General features: G+C 63.5%; 14 protein-coding genes. 4 read left to right on the forward strand and 10 right to left on the reverse strand.

Annotation, left to right across the window (positions count from 1 at the left end; translation table 11 throughout):
* Positions 1 to 12 precede the first annotated feature (12 nt).
* From ISP18_RS21125 to ISP18_RS21150, 6 genes are all read right to left on the reverse strand, one after another.
* Positions 13 to 861 (reverse strand): symmetrical bis(5'-nucleosyl)-tetraphosphatase, encoded by an 849-nt coding sequence (locus tag ISP18_RS21125; RefSeq protein ID WP_380007115.1) that lies wholly within the window; start codon positions 859 to 861, stop codon positions 13 to 15.
* A gap of 52 nt (positions 862 to 913) precedes the next feature.
* Positions 914 to 1,297, reverse strand: coding sequence for a Co2+/Mg2+ efflux protein ApaG (gene apaG, locus ISP18_RS21130; protein ID WP_380007118.1), 384 nt, complete (start codon positions 1,295 to 1,297; stop codon positions 914 to 916).
* Positions 1,298 to 1,361: 64 nt separating this feature from the next.
* Positions 1,362 to 2,141: a 16S rRNA (adenine(1518)-N(6)/adenine(1519)-N(6))-dimethyltransferase RsmA gene (rsmA, locus tag ISP18_RS21135; protein ID WP_380010886.1), complete on the reverse strand. Its 780-nt coding sequence runs from the start codon at positions 2,139 to 2,141 to the stop codon at positions 1,362 to 1,364.
* Between the two features lie 2 nt (positions 2,142 to 2,143).
* Positions 2,144 to 3,136: a 4-hydroxythreonine-4-phosphate dehydrogenase PdxA gene (pdxA, locus tag ISP18_RS21140; RefSeq protein ID WP_380007121.1), complete on the reverse strand. Its 993-nt coding sequence runs from the start codon at positions 3,134 to 3,136 to the stop codon at positions 2,144 to 2,146.
* Between the two features lie 23 nt (positions 3,137 to 3,159).
* Complete coding sequence (locus ISP18_RS21145; protein WP_380007124.1) at positions 3,160 to 4,512, reverse strand: peptidylprolyl isomerase; 1,353 nt, start codon at positions 4,510 to 4,512, stop codon at positions 3,160 to 3,162.
* A 110-nt stretch (positions 4,513 to 4,622) separates the two neighbouring features.
* A complete protein-coding gene (locus tag ISP18_RS21150) occupies positions 4,623 to 7,088 on the reverse strand; it encodes an LPS-assembly protein LptD (RefSeq protein WP_380007127.1) in 2,466 nt (821 codons plus the stop codon).
* 82 nt (positions 7,089 to 7,170) lie between these two features.
* Here ISP18_RS21150 and msrB point away from each other — a divergent pair, with 82 nt between their 5' ends.
* Positions 7,171 to 7,587 carry a peptide-methionine (R)-S-oxide reductase MsrB gene (msrB, locus tag ISP18_RS21155; RefSeq protein ID WP_380007130.1) on the forward strand — a complete coding sequence of 139 codons (417 nt, stop codon included), beginning with the start codon at positions 7,171 to 7,173 and terminating at the stop codon, positions 7,585 to 7,587.
* 37 nt (positions 7,588 to 7,624) lie between these two features.
* Here the strand turns inward: msrB and ISP18_RS21160 are convergent, their stop codons facing one another.
* From ISP18_RS21160 to ISP18_RS21170, 3 genes are read right to left on the reverse strand one after another with little or no spacing between them, the layout of a single operon-like run.
* Positions 7,625 to 8,545 carry a histone deacetylase family protein gene (locus ISP18_RS21160; protein WP_380007133.1) on the reverse strand — a complete coding sequence of 307 codons (921 nt, stop codon included), beginning with the start codon at positions 8,543 to 8,545 and terminating at the stop codon, positions 7,625 to 7,627.
* 7 nt (positions 8,546 to 8,552) lie between these two features.
* Positions 8,553 to 9,122: a cob(I)yrinic acid a,c-diamide adenosyltransferase gene (locus tag ISP18_RS21165; RefSeq protein WP_380007136.1), complete on the reverse strand. Its 570-nt coding sequence runs from the start codon at positions 9,120 to 9,122 to the stop codon at positions 8,553 to 8,555.
* A gap of 3 nt (positions 9,123 to 9,125) precedes the next feature.
* Positions 9,126 to 9,722, reverse strand: coding sequence for a hypothetical protein (locus tag ISP18_RS21170; protein WP_380007139.1), 597 nt, complete (start codon positions 9,720 to 9,722; stop codon positions 9,126 to 9,128).
* A gap of 245 nt (positions 9,723 to 9,967) precedes the next feature.
* On the opposite strand from ISP18_RS21170, the gene ubiH reads away from it, so the two are divergent.
* From ubiH to ISP18_RS21185, 3 genes are all read left to right on the forward strand, one after another.
* Positions 9,968 to 11,200 carry a 2-octaprenyl-6-methoxyphenyl hydroxylase gene (ubiH, locus tag ISP18_RS21175; protein ID WP_380007142.1) on the forward strand — a complete coding sequence of 411 codons (1,233 nt, stop codon included), beginning with the start codon at positions 9,968 to 9,970 and terminating at the stop codon, positions 11,198 to 11,200.
* Positions 11,197 to 12,399 (forward strand): UbiH/UbiF/VisC/COQ6 family ubiquinone biosynthesis hydroxylase, encoded by a 1,203-nt coding sequence (locus tag ISP18_RS21180; RefSeq protein ID WP_380007145.1) that lies wholly within the window; start codon positions 11,197 to 11,199, stop codon positions 12,397 to 12,399. The genes ubiH and ISP18_RS21180 overlap by 4 nt, the downstream gene beginning before the upstream one ends.
* A 211-nt stretch (positions 12,400 to 12,610) precedes the next feature.
* The gene (locus tag ISP18_RS21185) at positions 12,611 to 13,405 is read left to right on the forward strand and encodes a dienelactone hydrolase family protein (RefSeq protein ID WP_380007148.1); all 795 of its coding nucleotides are present in this window, start codon (positions 12,611 to 12,613) and stop codon (positions 13,403 to 13,405) included.
* A gap of 47 nt (positions 13,406 to 13,452) precedes the next feature.
* Here ISP18_RS21185 and ISP18_RS21190 read toward each other — a convergent pair whose 3' ends face one another.
* Complete coding sequence (locus ISP18_RS21190) at positions 13,453 to 14,457, reverse strand: polyprenyl synthetase family protein (RefSeq protein WP_380010889.1); 1,005 nt, start codon at positions 14,455 to 14,457, stop codon at positions 13,453 to 13,455.
* Between the last annotated feature and the right edge of the window lie 178 nt (positions 14,458 to 14,635).

The raw sequence follows: 14,635 nt of genomic DNA on the forward strand, positions 1-14,635 counted from the left end.
GGCAGGTAGCGATCAATCCCCGCCCGGCAACCGCTTGCGATGCGGCTCCGCATTCACCGTGATGTACTGCGACTCTTCGCAATCCAGACGCAGCGCCGTGAGCTTTCCACCCCACACGCAGCCGGTGTCGATGCCGTACACGCCTATGCCGGCGAAACGATCTAGCGCCGACCAGTGGCCGCACACAATGCGTGTATCGCGCTTGCGCACACCGGGCACTTCGAACCACGGATACATGCCGGGTTTTTGCGTACCGGGCGCGCCCTTGCCTTCGAAATCGATGCGGCCGTTGACGTCGCAGAAGCGCATGCGGGTAAGCGTGTTGATCGATGCGCGCATGCGCTCGATGCCTTGCAGTCGGCTGGTCCATGCCGCCGGCCGGTTGCCGAACAGATTCTTCAGCAAGCGAGGATGACGCGGGCTGTCCAGTTCGCGCTCGATCTCCAGCGCGCAGCGTTGCGCTTGCTTCAGTGTCCAGCTCGGTGCAAGGCCAGCGTGCACCATGGTCCAGCCGATCGATTCGTCGTGATGCAGCAGCTTCTGAGTGCGCAGCCAATCGAGCAATGTCGGCGCATCCTCGGCGAACAGCACTTCGCGTAATTCCGGATTGACCCGCGCTTGCGCATCCTGCTTGCGCTGCCCGATGGCAAGCAGGCTGAGATCGTGATTGCCGAGCGTGACCACCGAGCTATCCCGTAGCGAATGCACCAGGCGAAGCGTCTCCAGCGATTGCCCGCCGCGATTGACGAGATCGCCGCAGAACCACAGCTTGTCGCTCGCTGGATCGAAACGCAGTTTCTCCAGCAGGCGTTGCAGCTCCGGATAGCAGCCCTGAATGTCGCCGATCGCGTAGATGGCCATCAGCGAATCACCTCGAAGACCTGCCGCGCGCTTGTCATGAGCGAATCCTCGGTCAATGCAGCGTGCGGGGAATAGACAACGTGAAAGCCGGAATCGGCGTTTCGAAACGCGTACCGTCGTCGGCCATCATTTGGTAACTACCCTGCATGGTGCCGACAGCCGTTTCCAGCACCGCGCCGGAGGTGTATTCGTAATCATCGCCCGGGCGCATCCATGGTTGTTCGCCCACCACGCCCTCACCGAACACCTCTTCAACTTTGCCATTGGCGTCCGTGATCACCCAGTGACGGGTAAGCAGGCGCGCGGGCACGATCCCTTTGTTGTGCAGCTTGATCGTGTAGGCAAAGACGTAGCGGTTTTCGTTGGGGGCGGACTGATCGGGAACGAAGCGGGTTTGCACCTGCACGTCGATCGTGTAGGGAGATTTCTTGCTCATGGGCGCATTGTAGCGGGAGTCGGAACGCCGCGTAGGTCAGGGCGGAATGCCGCCGAACCCGACCCTAGGAAATCTTGGCGAGCCTTACAAAATCCCCGGGCGCCAGTGTCTCGGCACGTGCCTTGGGATCAACATCCGCAGCCTGTATGGCCTGAGCGTCCATGAGCTGACGCAATGCATTGCCGAGCGTCTTGCGGCGCTGCGCGAAGGCCGCTTTCACGATGGCATACACTCGCGCCGGATCGGCGTCGTGACGCTCTTCGGCAGGCAGTGGCACCAGTCGTACGACGGAGGAATCCACTTTCGGTGGCGGACGGAATGCACCTGGCGGCACGTCAAACAACGGTTCCACGCGACACGCTAGCTGCAGCATGACGGATAGCCGTCCATACACTTTGCTACCCGGCTCCGCTGCCATACGATCGACCACTTCCTTCTGCAGCATGAAGTGCATGTCGGCGATGGCCGCTGCGTGTTCGACGCAGTGGAACAGAATCGGGCTGGAAATGTAGTAAGGCAGATTGCCTGCGATGCGCAGCCGTGCCACGCCCGCGCGTTGCGCCATGGCTGTGAAATCCACTTTCAGCACATCGGCATGCACGATCGACAGCTCGCCGATACTTGCCGCTTCTGCTTGCAGACGCGGAATCAAATCGGTATCCAGCTCGATTGCCGTGAGCTTGCCTGCGACAGCCAGTAGCGGAAAGGTCAGCGCGCCTTCGCCGGGGCCGATCTCCACCAGGAAATCATTCGGGCGTGGTGCGATGGCGGCGACGATGCGTTCGATGTAGCGGCGTTCGTGCAGGAAGTGCTGGCCGAAACTTTTCTTTGGGCGGGCAGGAATGTTCATGTTGTTCTGCGTGCCACCAGATCCAGCGCTAAGCGCGCCGCAGCGATCAGGCTGGAAGGATCGGCCTTGCCGGTGCCGGCAAGATCCAGTGCCGTGCCGTGATCGACCGAGGTGCGGATGAAGGGCAGGCCGAGCGTGATGTTCACGGTGCGGTCGAAGGCTTCGCTCTTGAGCACGGGTAGTGCCTGGTCGTGATACATCGCGAGCACTGCGTCGTAACGTTCGCGTTGCGCAGGCACGAAGGCGGTATCGGCAGGCACGGGGCCGAGCAATCGCATCCCTTCCTGGCGCAGCTTGTTCACCACCGGGATGATGGTGTCGATTTCCTCGCGGCCGATGTGGCCGTTCTCGCCGGCATGCGGATTAAGACCGAGCACGGCGATGCGTGGCGTATCGAAACCGAACTTGCTGCGCAGCTCCGTGTGCACGATGCGCAGCGTGCGTTCCAGCGATGTCGCATCGATGGCGGCCGACACCGCGCGCAGCGGCAGATGCGTGGTGGCCAGTGCTACGCGTAATTCAGGGCTGGCCAGCATCATCACCACGTCGGCGTGGCTGTGTTCGGCGAAGAATTCGGTATGGCCGCTGAAGGGAATGCCCGCGTCGTTGATCGAGGATTTCTGCAGCGGCGCTGTGACGATGGCCGCGTAACGTCTCGCCATGCATCCGTCTGCAGCTTCGCTCAGCGTCGCCAGCACATGTCGGGCATTGCGGGGATCGGGTTGGCCGGGAATTTCAGTGGAGCCGAGCGGAATGTGCCGTACGCGCAGCGTGCCGGTCGGGCGGTGGTCGGTGGATTCGCCGTCATCGTCGATCAGTTGAAGCCTGGTGCCGCAACGCGCAGCGGCGCGTTCGAGTAAGCCTCGATCGGTGATCGCAATGAAATTGGCCGCCAACGAGGTGGCGGCCAATCGGACAAGCAACTCGGGGCCGATGCCCGCTGGCTCGCCAGCAGTGAGGGCGAGCCGCGGGAGCGCGAGCGTAGTCATGACTTACCCGCGCAGCGCCGTCATTACGACGATGCCTTGCCGTTGTCGGCAACGGGCTCTTCCAGTTCGGGCGCAAGAATCTTCACGTACGAGCTGGAGCGCAGGTCGCGCAGGAAGTCGTCGTAGGCCTGGTCCGCCTTGCGGTTGCCGATGGCCTGGCGCGCCTGCTCGCGCGCGATCTGATTGGTCATGTCGCTGTTACGCGTACCCAAGCGCTGCAGGATGTGCCAGCCGGCTTCGCTCTGGAACGGCTGCGAGATCTCGCCATCCTTCAGGTCCGCCAGCTTCTGGCCGATCAGCGTGCCCCAATCGCCCTGCTGGAACCAACCCATGTCGCCACCGGCGTTGGCGGTGGTGTCGTCGTTGGAGTTGTCCTTCGCCAGCTTGGTGAAGTCTTCGTGCTTGTTGACGATGCGGTTGTAGAGATCCTGCGCCTTCTGTTGAGCTTGGGTCGCCGACAGCAGCTCGCTGGGACGGATCAGGATCTGGCGGGCGTGGTACTCGGTGACCATCTGCTTGGACTGCGCGCGCTGGTCCACCAACTGGATGATATGAAAGCCGGTGGGGCCGTGCAGGATGCCGCTGATGTCGCCGGGCTTGAGGCTGCTGATGGTGTCGACGAAGGCCGGCGGAATTTCGTCCACGCGGCGCCAGCCGAGGTCGCCGCCGTCCAGCGCGTCCGGCGCATCGGAGAAGCGGATGGCCGCGGCCTTGAACGGCATGCCACCCTTGACGGCGGCCAACGCCTGCTCGGCCTTGGTCTGCGTGGACTGGATGTCGGCGGCGGTAGCGCCACCGGGGATGCTGATCTGGATGTGCGCCAGATGCACCTCACCGGCCTTGTAGTTCGGGCTGTTGAGCAGGTTGTTGATTTCGCTCTCGGTCACCGATACCGAACTGCGCACCACGTTCTCGTGCAGCTTCTGCACCACCAGTTGGTCGTGCAACTGCTGGCGGTAGGCGGCGAAGCTCATGCCGCTCTGCTCCACCGCGGCGCGTAGCTGGTCGGGGCTCATCTTGTTCTGCGCAGCCACCGCTTGTGCGGCCTGATCGACGTCGGCATCGGACACGCGGATGCCCTGGTCGTCGGCGCGCTGCAACTGCAGCTTCATCAGCACCAGGCGGTCGAGCACCTGGCGACGCAACACGTCGATGGGTGGCAACTGCCCCGGCTGGTTGGCGTACTGCTGCTGGATGGCGGCGACGGCGTCGTTGAGCTCGCTCTGCAGGATCACCTCGTCTTCCACAACGGCCACGATGCGGTCGATCGGCTGCTGCCCGGAGTTCGAATCCTGCGGCGCCAGGAGCTGGGCCTGGGCCAACGACGGGATCGCCGTGACGATCGTCAGCAGGAACAACGCAAAAATCTGCTTCATCAGTGAACAGCCTTCTGTCGCCCGGTGGCGAAGGATTAGTAACAGGTGTTGCTCAAAAAACGACCGGGGCGGCCGTTTTTTCGAGGGCGTCCGAGCCAGCCTGGACGCGCTTATTGATAGCCAAGGATATCACGCCGCAGCACGCTCTCCGTCTGGCCGCTGAAAGTGCCCATGCCCTTGAATTCCAACTGGAACATCACGGCGGTGTCGCTCCCCGGCGCGGTCTGTCCCGGCGGCAGGGCGGTGACCACGCCGTAGTAGCCGGTTACGTAGTGGCGGGCCACCAAACTGACCTTCACGCAGCATCCTTCGTACTGCACGCCGGCCAGGGCTTCCACGGTGCGCTTGTCCATCATCGAGTAGGTCCACTCACCGATCAGGCGCCAGCGTTCCGAGATCGGATAGACCGCCGAGGCTTCATATTGTTCCAGCAAACCCCGCCGGAACCGGTAGGAGAAGTTGAGGATGCCGTCGAAGCCCAGGCGCCGCTGCAGCGTAAAGGTGCCGAGATCGGTCAGGCGGGTGTTCGGGTTCCACAGGTACTCGGTGTTGGCCGACCACTGGTCGTTGAGCTGCGTGCTGAGCTCAGCTACGTAATCTGAGCCACTCCAGTTGGTGGCGGCGGTGCAGCCGGAGACAGTGGTGCCGGATGTGGTGGTGCAAGGCGTCTGCACGCGCTGCGGCGTGAAGTAGCGGATCTGACCAAACGTGGCCGACAGACGTTCCACGCCGCCGTCGTCGAGCAGGCGCGTGGTGACCGCAGCGGTGAGGTTGTTCGCGTTCATCTGGCGATCCGCACCCGAGAACTGGTTCGGCGCGAACAGCATCCAGTCGTCGAACGCCATCGGCGCGGTATCGAACAGCGGCAGGTTGTTCTGGTTGCGATACGGCACGTAGAGGTAATACAGCCGCGGCTCCAGCGTTTGCGTGTAGTGCGTGTCGAACAGCGAGGTGCTGCGTTCGAAGATCAGGCCCTGGTCCAGGCTGACAATGGGCAGCGCGCGGCTCGGGTTGCTCTCCGTGAACGGGGTGGTGCCGCTGGTCAGCGGGGTGTAATAGCTATAGCGCTGATAGCCGCTGTCCAGTGAATAACCGGTGTAACGGTAGGCCAGCTTGGGTCGGATGAACCAGGCCGGCCCCTGGAAGTCCGCGTCGATATATGGATTCAGATCGATGCGCGAGCCTTCCACCTCGTCGAACTTGTGGAACTTCACCGCCTCGCTGGTCAAGCCGACGTCGTACCAGCGCGCAAACGGGATATCCATGTTGAACGTGGCACGCGGCAGCCGCTTGTAAGGTTCCACGCTGTTTGCTTGCGACGGATCCACGTTCTGCCACACGTCGCCGCCGACCGAGGCGCTCCACCAGTTGCCCGCACCGTTCAGATAGACGCTCGAATACAGCAGCGCGGTGGAGATGGTAAAGAGGTCGTTGCCGAAGTCGCGCAGGTAATTCTGGTCAGAAGCGCGATTGAGGTTCGTGCTCAGCGACCATCCCGGCCACAGGCTGGTGCTGTTGACGAAGTGGTACAGGTAGCGCTGCTGGTTCTGGGTGTCGATTGAGGTCGACGTGAGCTTCTGGTCGTTATAGTTGTCGTGCGGCAAGAATTCGATCTGGAATATGCCGCTGGTCCTCGGGAACATGTAGCGTACTTCGCCGGACAGCATCGCGCCGCGCTTGCTGTAGTAGCGTGGCGTGAGCGTGGCGTCGTAGTTGGGCGCCAGATTGAAGTAATACGGAATGCGGAACTGGTAGCCAGCGTTGCCGGTATGCTCGAAATACGGATACAGGAAGCCGCTCTGGCGATCATTGTTGAGCGGGAACGTCATCCACGGGAAATAGAAAAACGGCACGCCGTACATGCTCATCGTGGCGTTGCGCGCCACGCCACGGCCGGTGGTGTCGTCGGTCTCGATCTGCTTGGCGCGTAGCTCCCAGATGTGCCGCCCGATGTCGCAGGTGGAATAGGTGGCCATGGTGTAGCGGTTGCGATCCGCATCCAGCATTTCCGCGCGCACGGCGGTGCCGTTGCCATGCGAGTCGAGTATTTGGTAGCGCACATTGCCGGTGGCCAGGCCCGTGCTGTTGTCGGTGTTGCCGGTGATGTGATCGGCCGACAGCAGGTGCGCGGATTCCTGGTAGTGAACGCCGCCGCGCGCGTCGTAATCGGTGGTGTCGCTGTTGTAGTCGGCGAAATCCGCGTGCAGCTCCTGGTCGGCGCGCACGGTTTTCACGTGGCCGCTCAGGTGGTAGGTGATCTGGTCCGGGCTTTCCACGTGCTCGGCCCACACCTGAGTGCTGGCCGAGGCGCGCAGCGCCGAATCCTTGCTCAGGAACGGGTCGTAGAACTCCAGCATGCCGTTGGGCCGGCACAGCGCGAAGTTGTCCGGACGGGGCGGGCAGATGAAGCTGCCCAGCGCGCAGACCACCTCGGTGCCATTCAGCGTGGCCTTGGGGTGCTTGGTCTGGGAAGAAGCATGCGCGCCCTGACTGCTTAACAGGGCAGCGGCAGCAGCGATTGCTAGCAGGCGGCGTGGAGGCAGAGGACGCGAGGTCGGCAGGCTCTTGGGCTTCACGGAGGCGATCAATCGGCGACGAAGGGGCGTTAAGCTAACAGAAAGGCCCTTCGTACGGCATACGTTGGCAACGAGGAAGCGCATGAATCAGCACAAGCCTTACAAGACGGACGAGCAATGGCGCGCAAGCCTGAATTCGGAGCAGTACGCGGTCTGCCGCTGCTCGGCCACCGAGCCGCCGTTTAGCGGCAAGTGGTATCGGCATAAGGAAGCGGGAACCTACGTGTGCGTGGCCTGCCGCAGCCCGGTGTTCGCGTCGGAAGCCAAATACGATTCCGGCTCGGGCTGGCCGAGTTTCTTCCAGCCGATCAAGCGTACGGCGGTGACCCTGGCGCCTGATGAAACCCATGGCATGCATCGCACGGAAGTGCGCTGCGCGTCATGCGAATCGCACCTGGGGCATGTGTTTCCGGATGGGCCTAAGCCGACTGGCTTGCGGTATTGCATCAATTCCGTTGCGCTCGATTTCGAGCCGGATGGGCACTCCCTCTCGCCCTAGGGTAGAGAGGGCATAACGTACTCGCCGAACTTGCGCTTCAGTCCATCAGCGCACTGACATGTGCGCTGGCACTGGCTGCCAACGCGGACAGGTCGTAGCCGCCTTCCAGCGTGGACACCAGCCTGCCGCCGGCATGCGCCTGGGCCAAGTCGACCAGCCGCTCGGTAATCCAGGCGTAGTCCTCGGACTGCAGCTCAAGGTTCGCCAGCGGATCGCGCTGATGGGCATCGAAGCCGGCCGACACCAGCAGCAGCTGCGGCTTAAACGCGTGCAGGCGCGGCAGCAGCGCATCGCTCCACAGTGCGCGGAATTCGTAAGAGCCTTCGCCTGGCGAGAGCGGGGCGTTGATGACGTTGCCCATGCCCTGTTCGTCCGCGCTGCCGGTGCCGGGATACAGCGGCCATTGATGGCTGGAGATGAACAACACGCGCGGTTCGCGCTGGAAGATGTCCTGCGTGCCGTTGCCGTGGTGCACGTCGAAATCGGCGATCGCCACTCGTTTCAGGCCATGTGCGGTCAGCGCATGCGCGGCGCCCACGGCGATGTTGTTGAATAGGCAGAAGCCCATCGCTGCATCGGGCGTGGCGTGATGACCGGGCGGCCGCACCGCGCAGAAGGCACGGGTGGCGTGGCCCGCCATCACGGCATCGACCGCGGCCACCACCGCGCCCGCTGCCCGTAGGCCGGCTTCGGCCGAAGCGGGCGACATCAGGGTGTCCTCGTCCAGCCGCACCGTGTCCGATTCGGGCGTAATGGCCAGGATTCGGTCGACATGGGCCTGCGTATGCACCCGCAGCAGCTGTTCGCGAGTGGCGCGCGGCGCCTCGACGCGGTCCACGGTGGCAAAGCGATCCTGGTCCAACGCTTCCAGCACAGCGCGCAGGCGCGCCGGCGATTCGGCATGTCCGGGGCCGGGATCGTGCTGTAGGCAGACGCTATGGGTGAACAGTTGCAGCATGCGGAACTCAGGGAGCAGCAGGCTTGCGGCGGCGCTCGTGCTGCCACAACACCTCGCCATGGCCGCTGCTGCGGGCCAGCACGCGGCACAACACGAACAGCAGGTCCGACAGCCGGTTGAGATAGCGCTGCGCTTGTGGTCGCACCGTTTCCATGCGTCCCAGCGCGATCACTTCGCGCTCGGCCCGGCGGCACACCGTGCGTGCCAAGTGGCAGCAGGAAGCGGCCATCCCACCGCCCGGCAGGATGAAATCCTTCAGCGGCGGCAGCGGATCGTTGAAGCGATCCAGCACCTGCTCCAGCCGGTCGATGTCGGCGTCCTCGATCATCGCCATGCCGGGAATGCACAGCTCGCCGCCCAGATCGAACAGCTCATGCTGCACCTGGGTAAGCGTTTCGCGCATGTCCTCATCCATGCCTTCGCAGGCGAGCACCATGCCGATAGTGCTGTTGAGTTCGTCGACGGTACCGTAGGCGTTGACGCGCGCCGAATCCTTCGGCACACGCGAACCGTCGCCCAGGCCGGTGCTGCCATCGTCACCCGTACGGGTATAGATCTTGGAAAGACGATTGCCCACGGCTCAATGCTGCACTTGGCTGCCATGCGACAGGCGAGCGAGCTGCGTGGCAAGCACATGCAGCAGGGCGCCCAGGCCGACGTACGTCGCCGTAGTAGCGAGGAACGGAAGGTACCAGTCGCCAAAATTTACGGACCACGCGGCAAAGCTCTTCGGTGCCGGCACATGGGCACTCAGCCAGTAGAAGCTGCCGTTGGAAATCGTATAGCACGCAGCTTCGCTCACCAGCAGCACGGCAACCGCCAGGCCCAGGGTGGAAAGCGTGAGACCGCGCTGATGTTTGGCTAACCAACTGCCGCCGATCCACAGCGAGCCGTAGGCGGGAATCAGGAACCAATAGCCCAGCGACACGCAGTAGTGATCCCAGAAGCTGATCCCCATGCGGCTGATCACCAGGTAGTCCACCAGCACCGCCTCGGCCATCAGCAGCGGGAATGCCCAGCGGCCGGTGCCGCGCAGCCAGAAGCCGGCCAGGAAGAACACGCCCCACGACGCGTCCCAGATGTCGTGATGAAACAGCGACAGATGCACACGTGTCGCCGCCATCACTAGGGCGAGCGCGGCAAAGATGCCAAGACGCTGGGTCTGTGTCGTAGCCATGAAGAACTCCCTAGAAAAGCAGACGGCATTTAAGAAGACGCCCAGTGTATCCCATGCAAAGAATGGGTTGGCAGCGCGTATCATCCGCGCATGACTAAGAGCCTGCCTTCGTACTCCAAGTGCCCCGCATTGCGTCTGAGTCGCCGCCATGCGGCAGCGCGCGGCTTGACCAGACGGCCAGTCTGGCGCTGCGCCACGCACTACCACCTGACGACCACTCAGACGCAATGCGGAGCGCTTGGAATATGAAGGCAGGCTCTACTCCCCCCTTTGCTCCCGCAGGCAATGTGCTGATCGTCGGCGGCGGCCTGGTCGGTGCCAGCTTGGCGATCGCGCTGGATGCGGCCGGTTGCCGCGTCACCCTGGTCGAAGCCGCCGCACCGCGCACCGACGCGCAGCCCAGCTATGACGAGCGCAATCTGGCGCTGGCGCGCGCCACCGTCAACGGATTGGATGCCATCGGCGTGTGGCCACTTGCCGCCGCGCAGGCCACGCCGATCCGACACATCCATGTCAGTCGAGCGGGCGAATTCGGCAGTGCGCGCCTGGACGCCGCAAAGCATGGCGTCGATGCGCTGGGCTGGACCCTGCCTGCGCGTGAACTGGGCGCTGCGCTGCTGCGCCGATTGGACACCTGCAAGCAGCTGATACGCCTTGCGCCGGCCAGTCTCATCGGCCTGACGAAGTTTGAGGATGGTTGGCGCGCCGAGGTCAAGACACCGAAAGGAACGCAGCACGTCGACGCCGCCTTGTTGGTCGGCGCGGACGGTACCGAATCTTTCGTGCGCGCGCAGCTCGGCATTGAAGCCGATGTGCATGATTACCAGCAGACCCTTTTCGTCTGCACGGTGACGCCGGAACGCGATCCGGCGAATCGCGCCTGGGAGCGCTTCGCTGACGAAGGCCCAATCGCCATGTTGCCGCTGGCAGAGCGACGCTGCGGATTGGTGCTCACGGTTGACGCGGATACGGCCGACGACGTGGTGGCCTTGAATGACGCGGATTTCATCGCACTCGCGCAAAGGCGCTTCGGCTGGCGACTTGGACGGTTGGGCCGACCAGGCAAACGTCATCCGTATGCAATCCGACGTGTTGCCGCGCGCAGCCTAATCGCACCGCGTGCCGTGTTGGTGGGTAACGCCGCGCAGACCGTGCATCCGATCGGCGCGCAAGGCTTCAACCTCGGGCTGCGTGATGCCTTGACGCTGTCGGAGTTGATCACTGCGGCTGACGATCCCGGCGAGCAGGATCTGCTGGAACGTTACGCTGCGCGCCGCGCTCCCGATCGCGAAGGCACCATGGCGATGAGTCACGATCTGGTGCGTTTCGCCTGCATGCCGCAGCCGTGGCTGGCGCCGTTCCGTTCGCTCGCCTTGCTGGCCTACGATCGCGTGCCGCCGCTGCAGCAGGCCTTGGCCCGGCGCGGCATGGGTTTTCGCGGCACGCCGCCGCGTGCCGTGCTGGAGCGCGTGCCATGAGAACCATTCCCGCAACGCAGCGTCGCGCTCCGGCGCTGGATATCGCCGTGGTTGGCGGCGGCATGGTGGGTGCCGCGGCGGCGCTCGCATTGAGTCGGGCCGGCTTCAGCACAGCCTTGCTGGAAGCGCGTCCGCCATCGCCATGGCAGCCGCAGGACGACGTGGATCTGCGCGTGGTCGGCCTCGCACCTTCATCGATCAAGCTGCTCGATGAGCTGGACGTCTGGACGTCCATTCGTGACGCGCGCGCCTGTCCTTACGCGCACATGTACGTGTGGGATGCGGAGAATGGCGCTGCCATCGATTTCGACGCCGCCGATGAAGGGCGCGATCAGCTCGGCTACATCGTCGAGAACAACCTAGTGCAGTGGATGCTTTGGCAAGCGCTTGACGCGGCCGGTGTGCAGCGCCTGTGCCCGGCGACCGTCAAGGATTTCGAAACGCGCACCGATCGCGTGATGCTCGAATTGGCCGACGGCGAAAGCGTGGCTGTGCGCCTGCTGGTCGCGGCCGACGGCGGCAGTTCGCCCTTGCGTGAGCGCGCCGGCATCAGTACGCGCGGCCGCGATTACACGCAACGCGCCGTGGTCGCGCACGTGACCACTGAGCGCGCGCATGCGCAGGCCTGCTGGCAACGCTTTCTTCCCTCCGGCCCGCTGGCTTTCCTGCCGCTGGCGGACGGCCGCAGTTCCATCGTGTGGTCGCTGCCGGAAAGCGAAGCGCAACGCGTGTTGGCGCTGGACGACGAGGCGTTCGCGAAAGAAATCGGTATTGCCAGCGATTTCCGTCTGGGACGCATCACGGCCACCACGCCGCGCGCGGCATTTCCGCTGAAGCTGCAACTGGCCGACACCTATCAAGCCGAACGCTTCGTGCTGCTCGGCGATGCCGCGCACGTGGTGCACCCGCTGGCCGGGCAAGGTGTGAATCTTGGCCTGCGCGATGTAGCCGAATTGCGCGACACCCTGGTCGCCGCTCGCGATGCGGGGCGTGACTTCGCTTCGTCGAACGTGCTGCGCCGCTATGCGCGCCGTCGTCGCAGTGCCGATACGCTCGATGCTTACGGCTTCGACGCGCTGGCGCGTATTTATGCGTGGCAGAGCGCGCCGTGGGTGGCTATGCGCGGCCTCGGCGTACGCGTTGTCGATCACTTGTTACCGTTGAAGCGACGCCTTGGGATGCACGCGGCAGGGCTTTAGCGTTTTGTTTTCATCCATGCGAAAACAGGGCACCCTCCCCTGCTTGCAGGGGAGGGTGGGGTGGGGTGAGTACTTGCCTTGAGACTTCCCGCAAGTGTTCACCCCCTCCCGACCTCCCCTTGCAAGCAGGGGGAGGGGCTTGTTCGAGGCTCCGGTCTAGTTGTTCGAAAGTTGTGCGACTTTGACTCTTACTCACAAAGGAAATCTCGTCATGCGTTTCGTTCGAGCAGTCAGCCTCGCTTTACTCGCCGGCCTGAGCTTTGCCGCGCAGGCCAAGATGGTGCATCGTCCGGTGGAATGGACGCTGGATGGCACGCACTTCAAGAGCGTGCTGGTTTATGACGACGCCAGCCACGCCAAGCGTCCAGGTCTAGTGATGGTGCCAAACTGGTATGGCATAAACGATGGCGCCATCAAGAAGGCGGACATGATCGCCGGCAAGGATTACGTCATCCTGCTGACCGACATGTACGGCGAAAATGTCCGGCCGCAGCCGGGGCATGCCGATCAGGCCAAGGCGGCTACCGCGGCCCTGTACGGTGATCGTGCAGTGATGCGCAAACGCATCGACGAGGCGCTCGCACAACTGAAAGCGCAAGCCACGAACGCGCCGATCGATACCAGCAAGCTTGCGGCAATCGGCTTCTGTTTCGGCGGCACCGCGGTGCTCGATCTGGCGCGCAGCGGCGCGGACGTGGCGGCCATTGTGTCGTTCCATGGCGGCTTGACTACCGATGATCCGTCCTTGGCCAAGAACATCAAGGCACGCGTGTTAGTGATGAACGGCGCCGATGACAAAGGCACCATGCCCGACGCCGACAAGTTCATGGACGAGATGCGTTCAAGCCCTGCCGACTGGCAGTTCGTAGTGCTGGGCAACGCCGTGCATTGCTTCACCGAGGTGGACGAGAACTCGCCGGGCTGCAAGTACGATCCGCGTGCGGCAGCGCGCAGCTATCGTCTGATGCACGATTGGTTGCATGCGGCGTTCAGCGGTACACCTTGAGTGAAGCTTTTACCTCCCGCTTCCCTGCGGGGAGCGGGAGGTAAACATCAGAACGTCCGCTGCACCGAATAATCCGCCAGCGTCGCCAGCGCATCTCGATAGGGCGAAGGCGCCAACGAAGACAAGGCCTCGCGCGCAGCGCGGGCGTGCCGTAAAGCGCATTCGCGAGTGCGCTCGATCGCACCGGATTCGCGGATGGCGGTGAGGATATGGTCGAGCGAACCCAGGCCGCCGTGTTCGATGGCGTGGCGCATCTCGCGCGCCTGCTCGGTGCCGACGCGTTGTAGTGCGTAGATCAGCGGCAGCGTCGGCTTGCCCTCGGCCAAGTCGTCGCCGATGTTCTTCCCCAGCGTGTCGGCATCGCTGATGTAGTCGAGCAGATCGTCGGCGATTTGGAAGGCGTAGCCAAGCTGCATACCGTAACGGCGGAGCGATGCGACTTGCGCCTCCGGTAAGCCGCCTAACAGGCCGCCGAGTTGCGTGGCAGCGGCGAACAGCACCGCGGTCTTGCGTTCGATCACCGCCAGATAGGCCGCCTCGTCCACGTCCGCATTGCCGATGTTGAGCAGTTGCAACACCTCGCCCTCGGCGATGGTGTTGGTGGTGTCGGCCAGGATGCGCATGATGCGCATGTCGTCCAGTTCCACCATCAGCTGGAACGAACGCGAATACAGGAAGTCACCCACCAGTACGCTGGCCGCATTGCCCCACAGGGCGTTGGCAGTCTTGCGGCCACGGCGCAGATCCGATTCGTCCACCACGTCGTCATGCAGCAGGGTGGAGGTGTGGATGAACTCGATCACAGCCGCCAGCTTGATGTGCTTGTCGCCGGCATAGCCAGCGGCGCGGGCGGCCAGGGTGTGCAGCATCGGGCGAAGGCGCTTGCCGCCGCCAGCGATAATGTGGTCGGCGATTTGGTTGATCAGCACTACGTCGGAAGCCAGTCGCTGCCGGACCAGGGCATCGATGCGTTGCATATCGCCCTCGGCAAGGGCGCGTACCCCAGCAAAATCGCGTGCCGGGTCGATGGTCTGGAGAACGGAGGTGTTCATGCGGCTGGGGCTGGACATAGAACCTCGATTATAGAGGCGGCGGCCGCGCTACGTGTGATTCTGCCCGAAGGTTGGCCGTCCAGAAGACATGCCGGGCGGTTTTTTGGCATCGCTCAAGCGCCACGCGGGCTGCGCAGACATCGGGAACAGGCTCTTAGGCCGGCTTGCACTCACGCTA

Source organism: Dyella humi, assembly GCF_044904605.1.
Taxonomy (GTDB): domain Bacteria; phylum Pseudomonadota; class Gammaproteobacteria; order Xanthomonadales; family Rhodanobacteraceae; genus Dyella_B; species Dyella_B humi.

What these genes read in the sequence shown, in the direction of transcription:
- ISP18_RS21180 (WP_380007145.1), top strand. Translation starts at nt 11,197, where the DNA reads ATGAGAACCATTCCCGCAACGCAGCGTCGCGCTCCGGCGCTGGATATC.
- pdxA (WP_380007121.1), bottom strand. Translation starts at nt 3,136, where the DNA reads ATGACTACGCTCGCGCTCCCGCGGCTCGCCCTCACTGCTGGCGAGCCA.
- ISP18_RS21170 (WP_380007139.1), bottom strand. Translation starts at nt 9,722, where the DNA reads ATGGCTACGACACAGACCCAGCGTCTTGGCATCTTTGCCGCGCTCGCC.
- apaG (WP_380007118.1), bottom strand. Translation starts at nt 1,297, where the DNA reads ATGAGCAAGAAATCTCCCTACACGATCGACGTGCAGGTGCAAACCCGC.
- ISP18_RS21145 (WP_380007124.1), bottom strand. Translation starts at nt 4,512, where the DNA reads ATGAAGCAGATTTTTGCGTTGTTCCTGCTGACGATCGTCACGGCGATC.
- ISP18_RS21185 (WP_380007148.1), top strand. Translation starts at nt 12,611, where the DNA reads ATGCGTTTCGTTCGAGCAGTCAGCCTCGCTTTACTCGCCGGCCTGAGC.
- ISP18_RS21125 (WP_380007115.1), bottom strand. Translation starts at nt 861, where the DNA reads ATGGCCATCTACGCGATCGGCGACATTCAGGGCTGCTATCCGGAGCTG.
- ISP18_RS21190 (WP_380010889.1), bottom strand. Translation starts at nt 14,457, where the DNA reads ATGAACACCTCCGTTCTCCAGACCATCGACCCGGCACGCGATTTTGCT.
- ISP18_RS21160 (WP_380007133.1), bottom strand. Translation starts at nt 8,545, where the DNA reads ATGCTGCAACTGTTCACCCATAGCGTCTGCCTACAGCACGATCCCGGC.
- msrB (WP_380007130.1), top strand. Translation starts at nt 7,171, where the DNA reads ATGAATCAGCACAAGCCTTACAAGACGGACGAGCAATGGCGCGCAAGC.
- ubiH (WP_380007142.1), top strand. Translation starts at nt 9,968, where the DNA reads ATGAAGGCAGGCTCTACTCCCCCCTTTGCTCCCGCAGGCAATGTGCTG.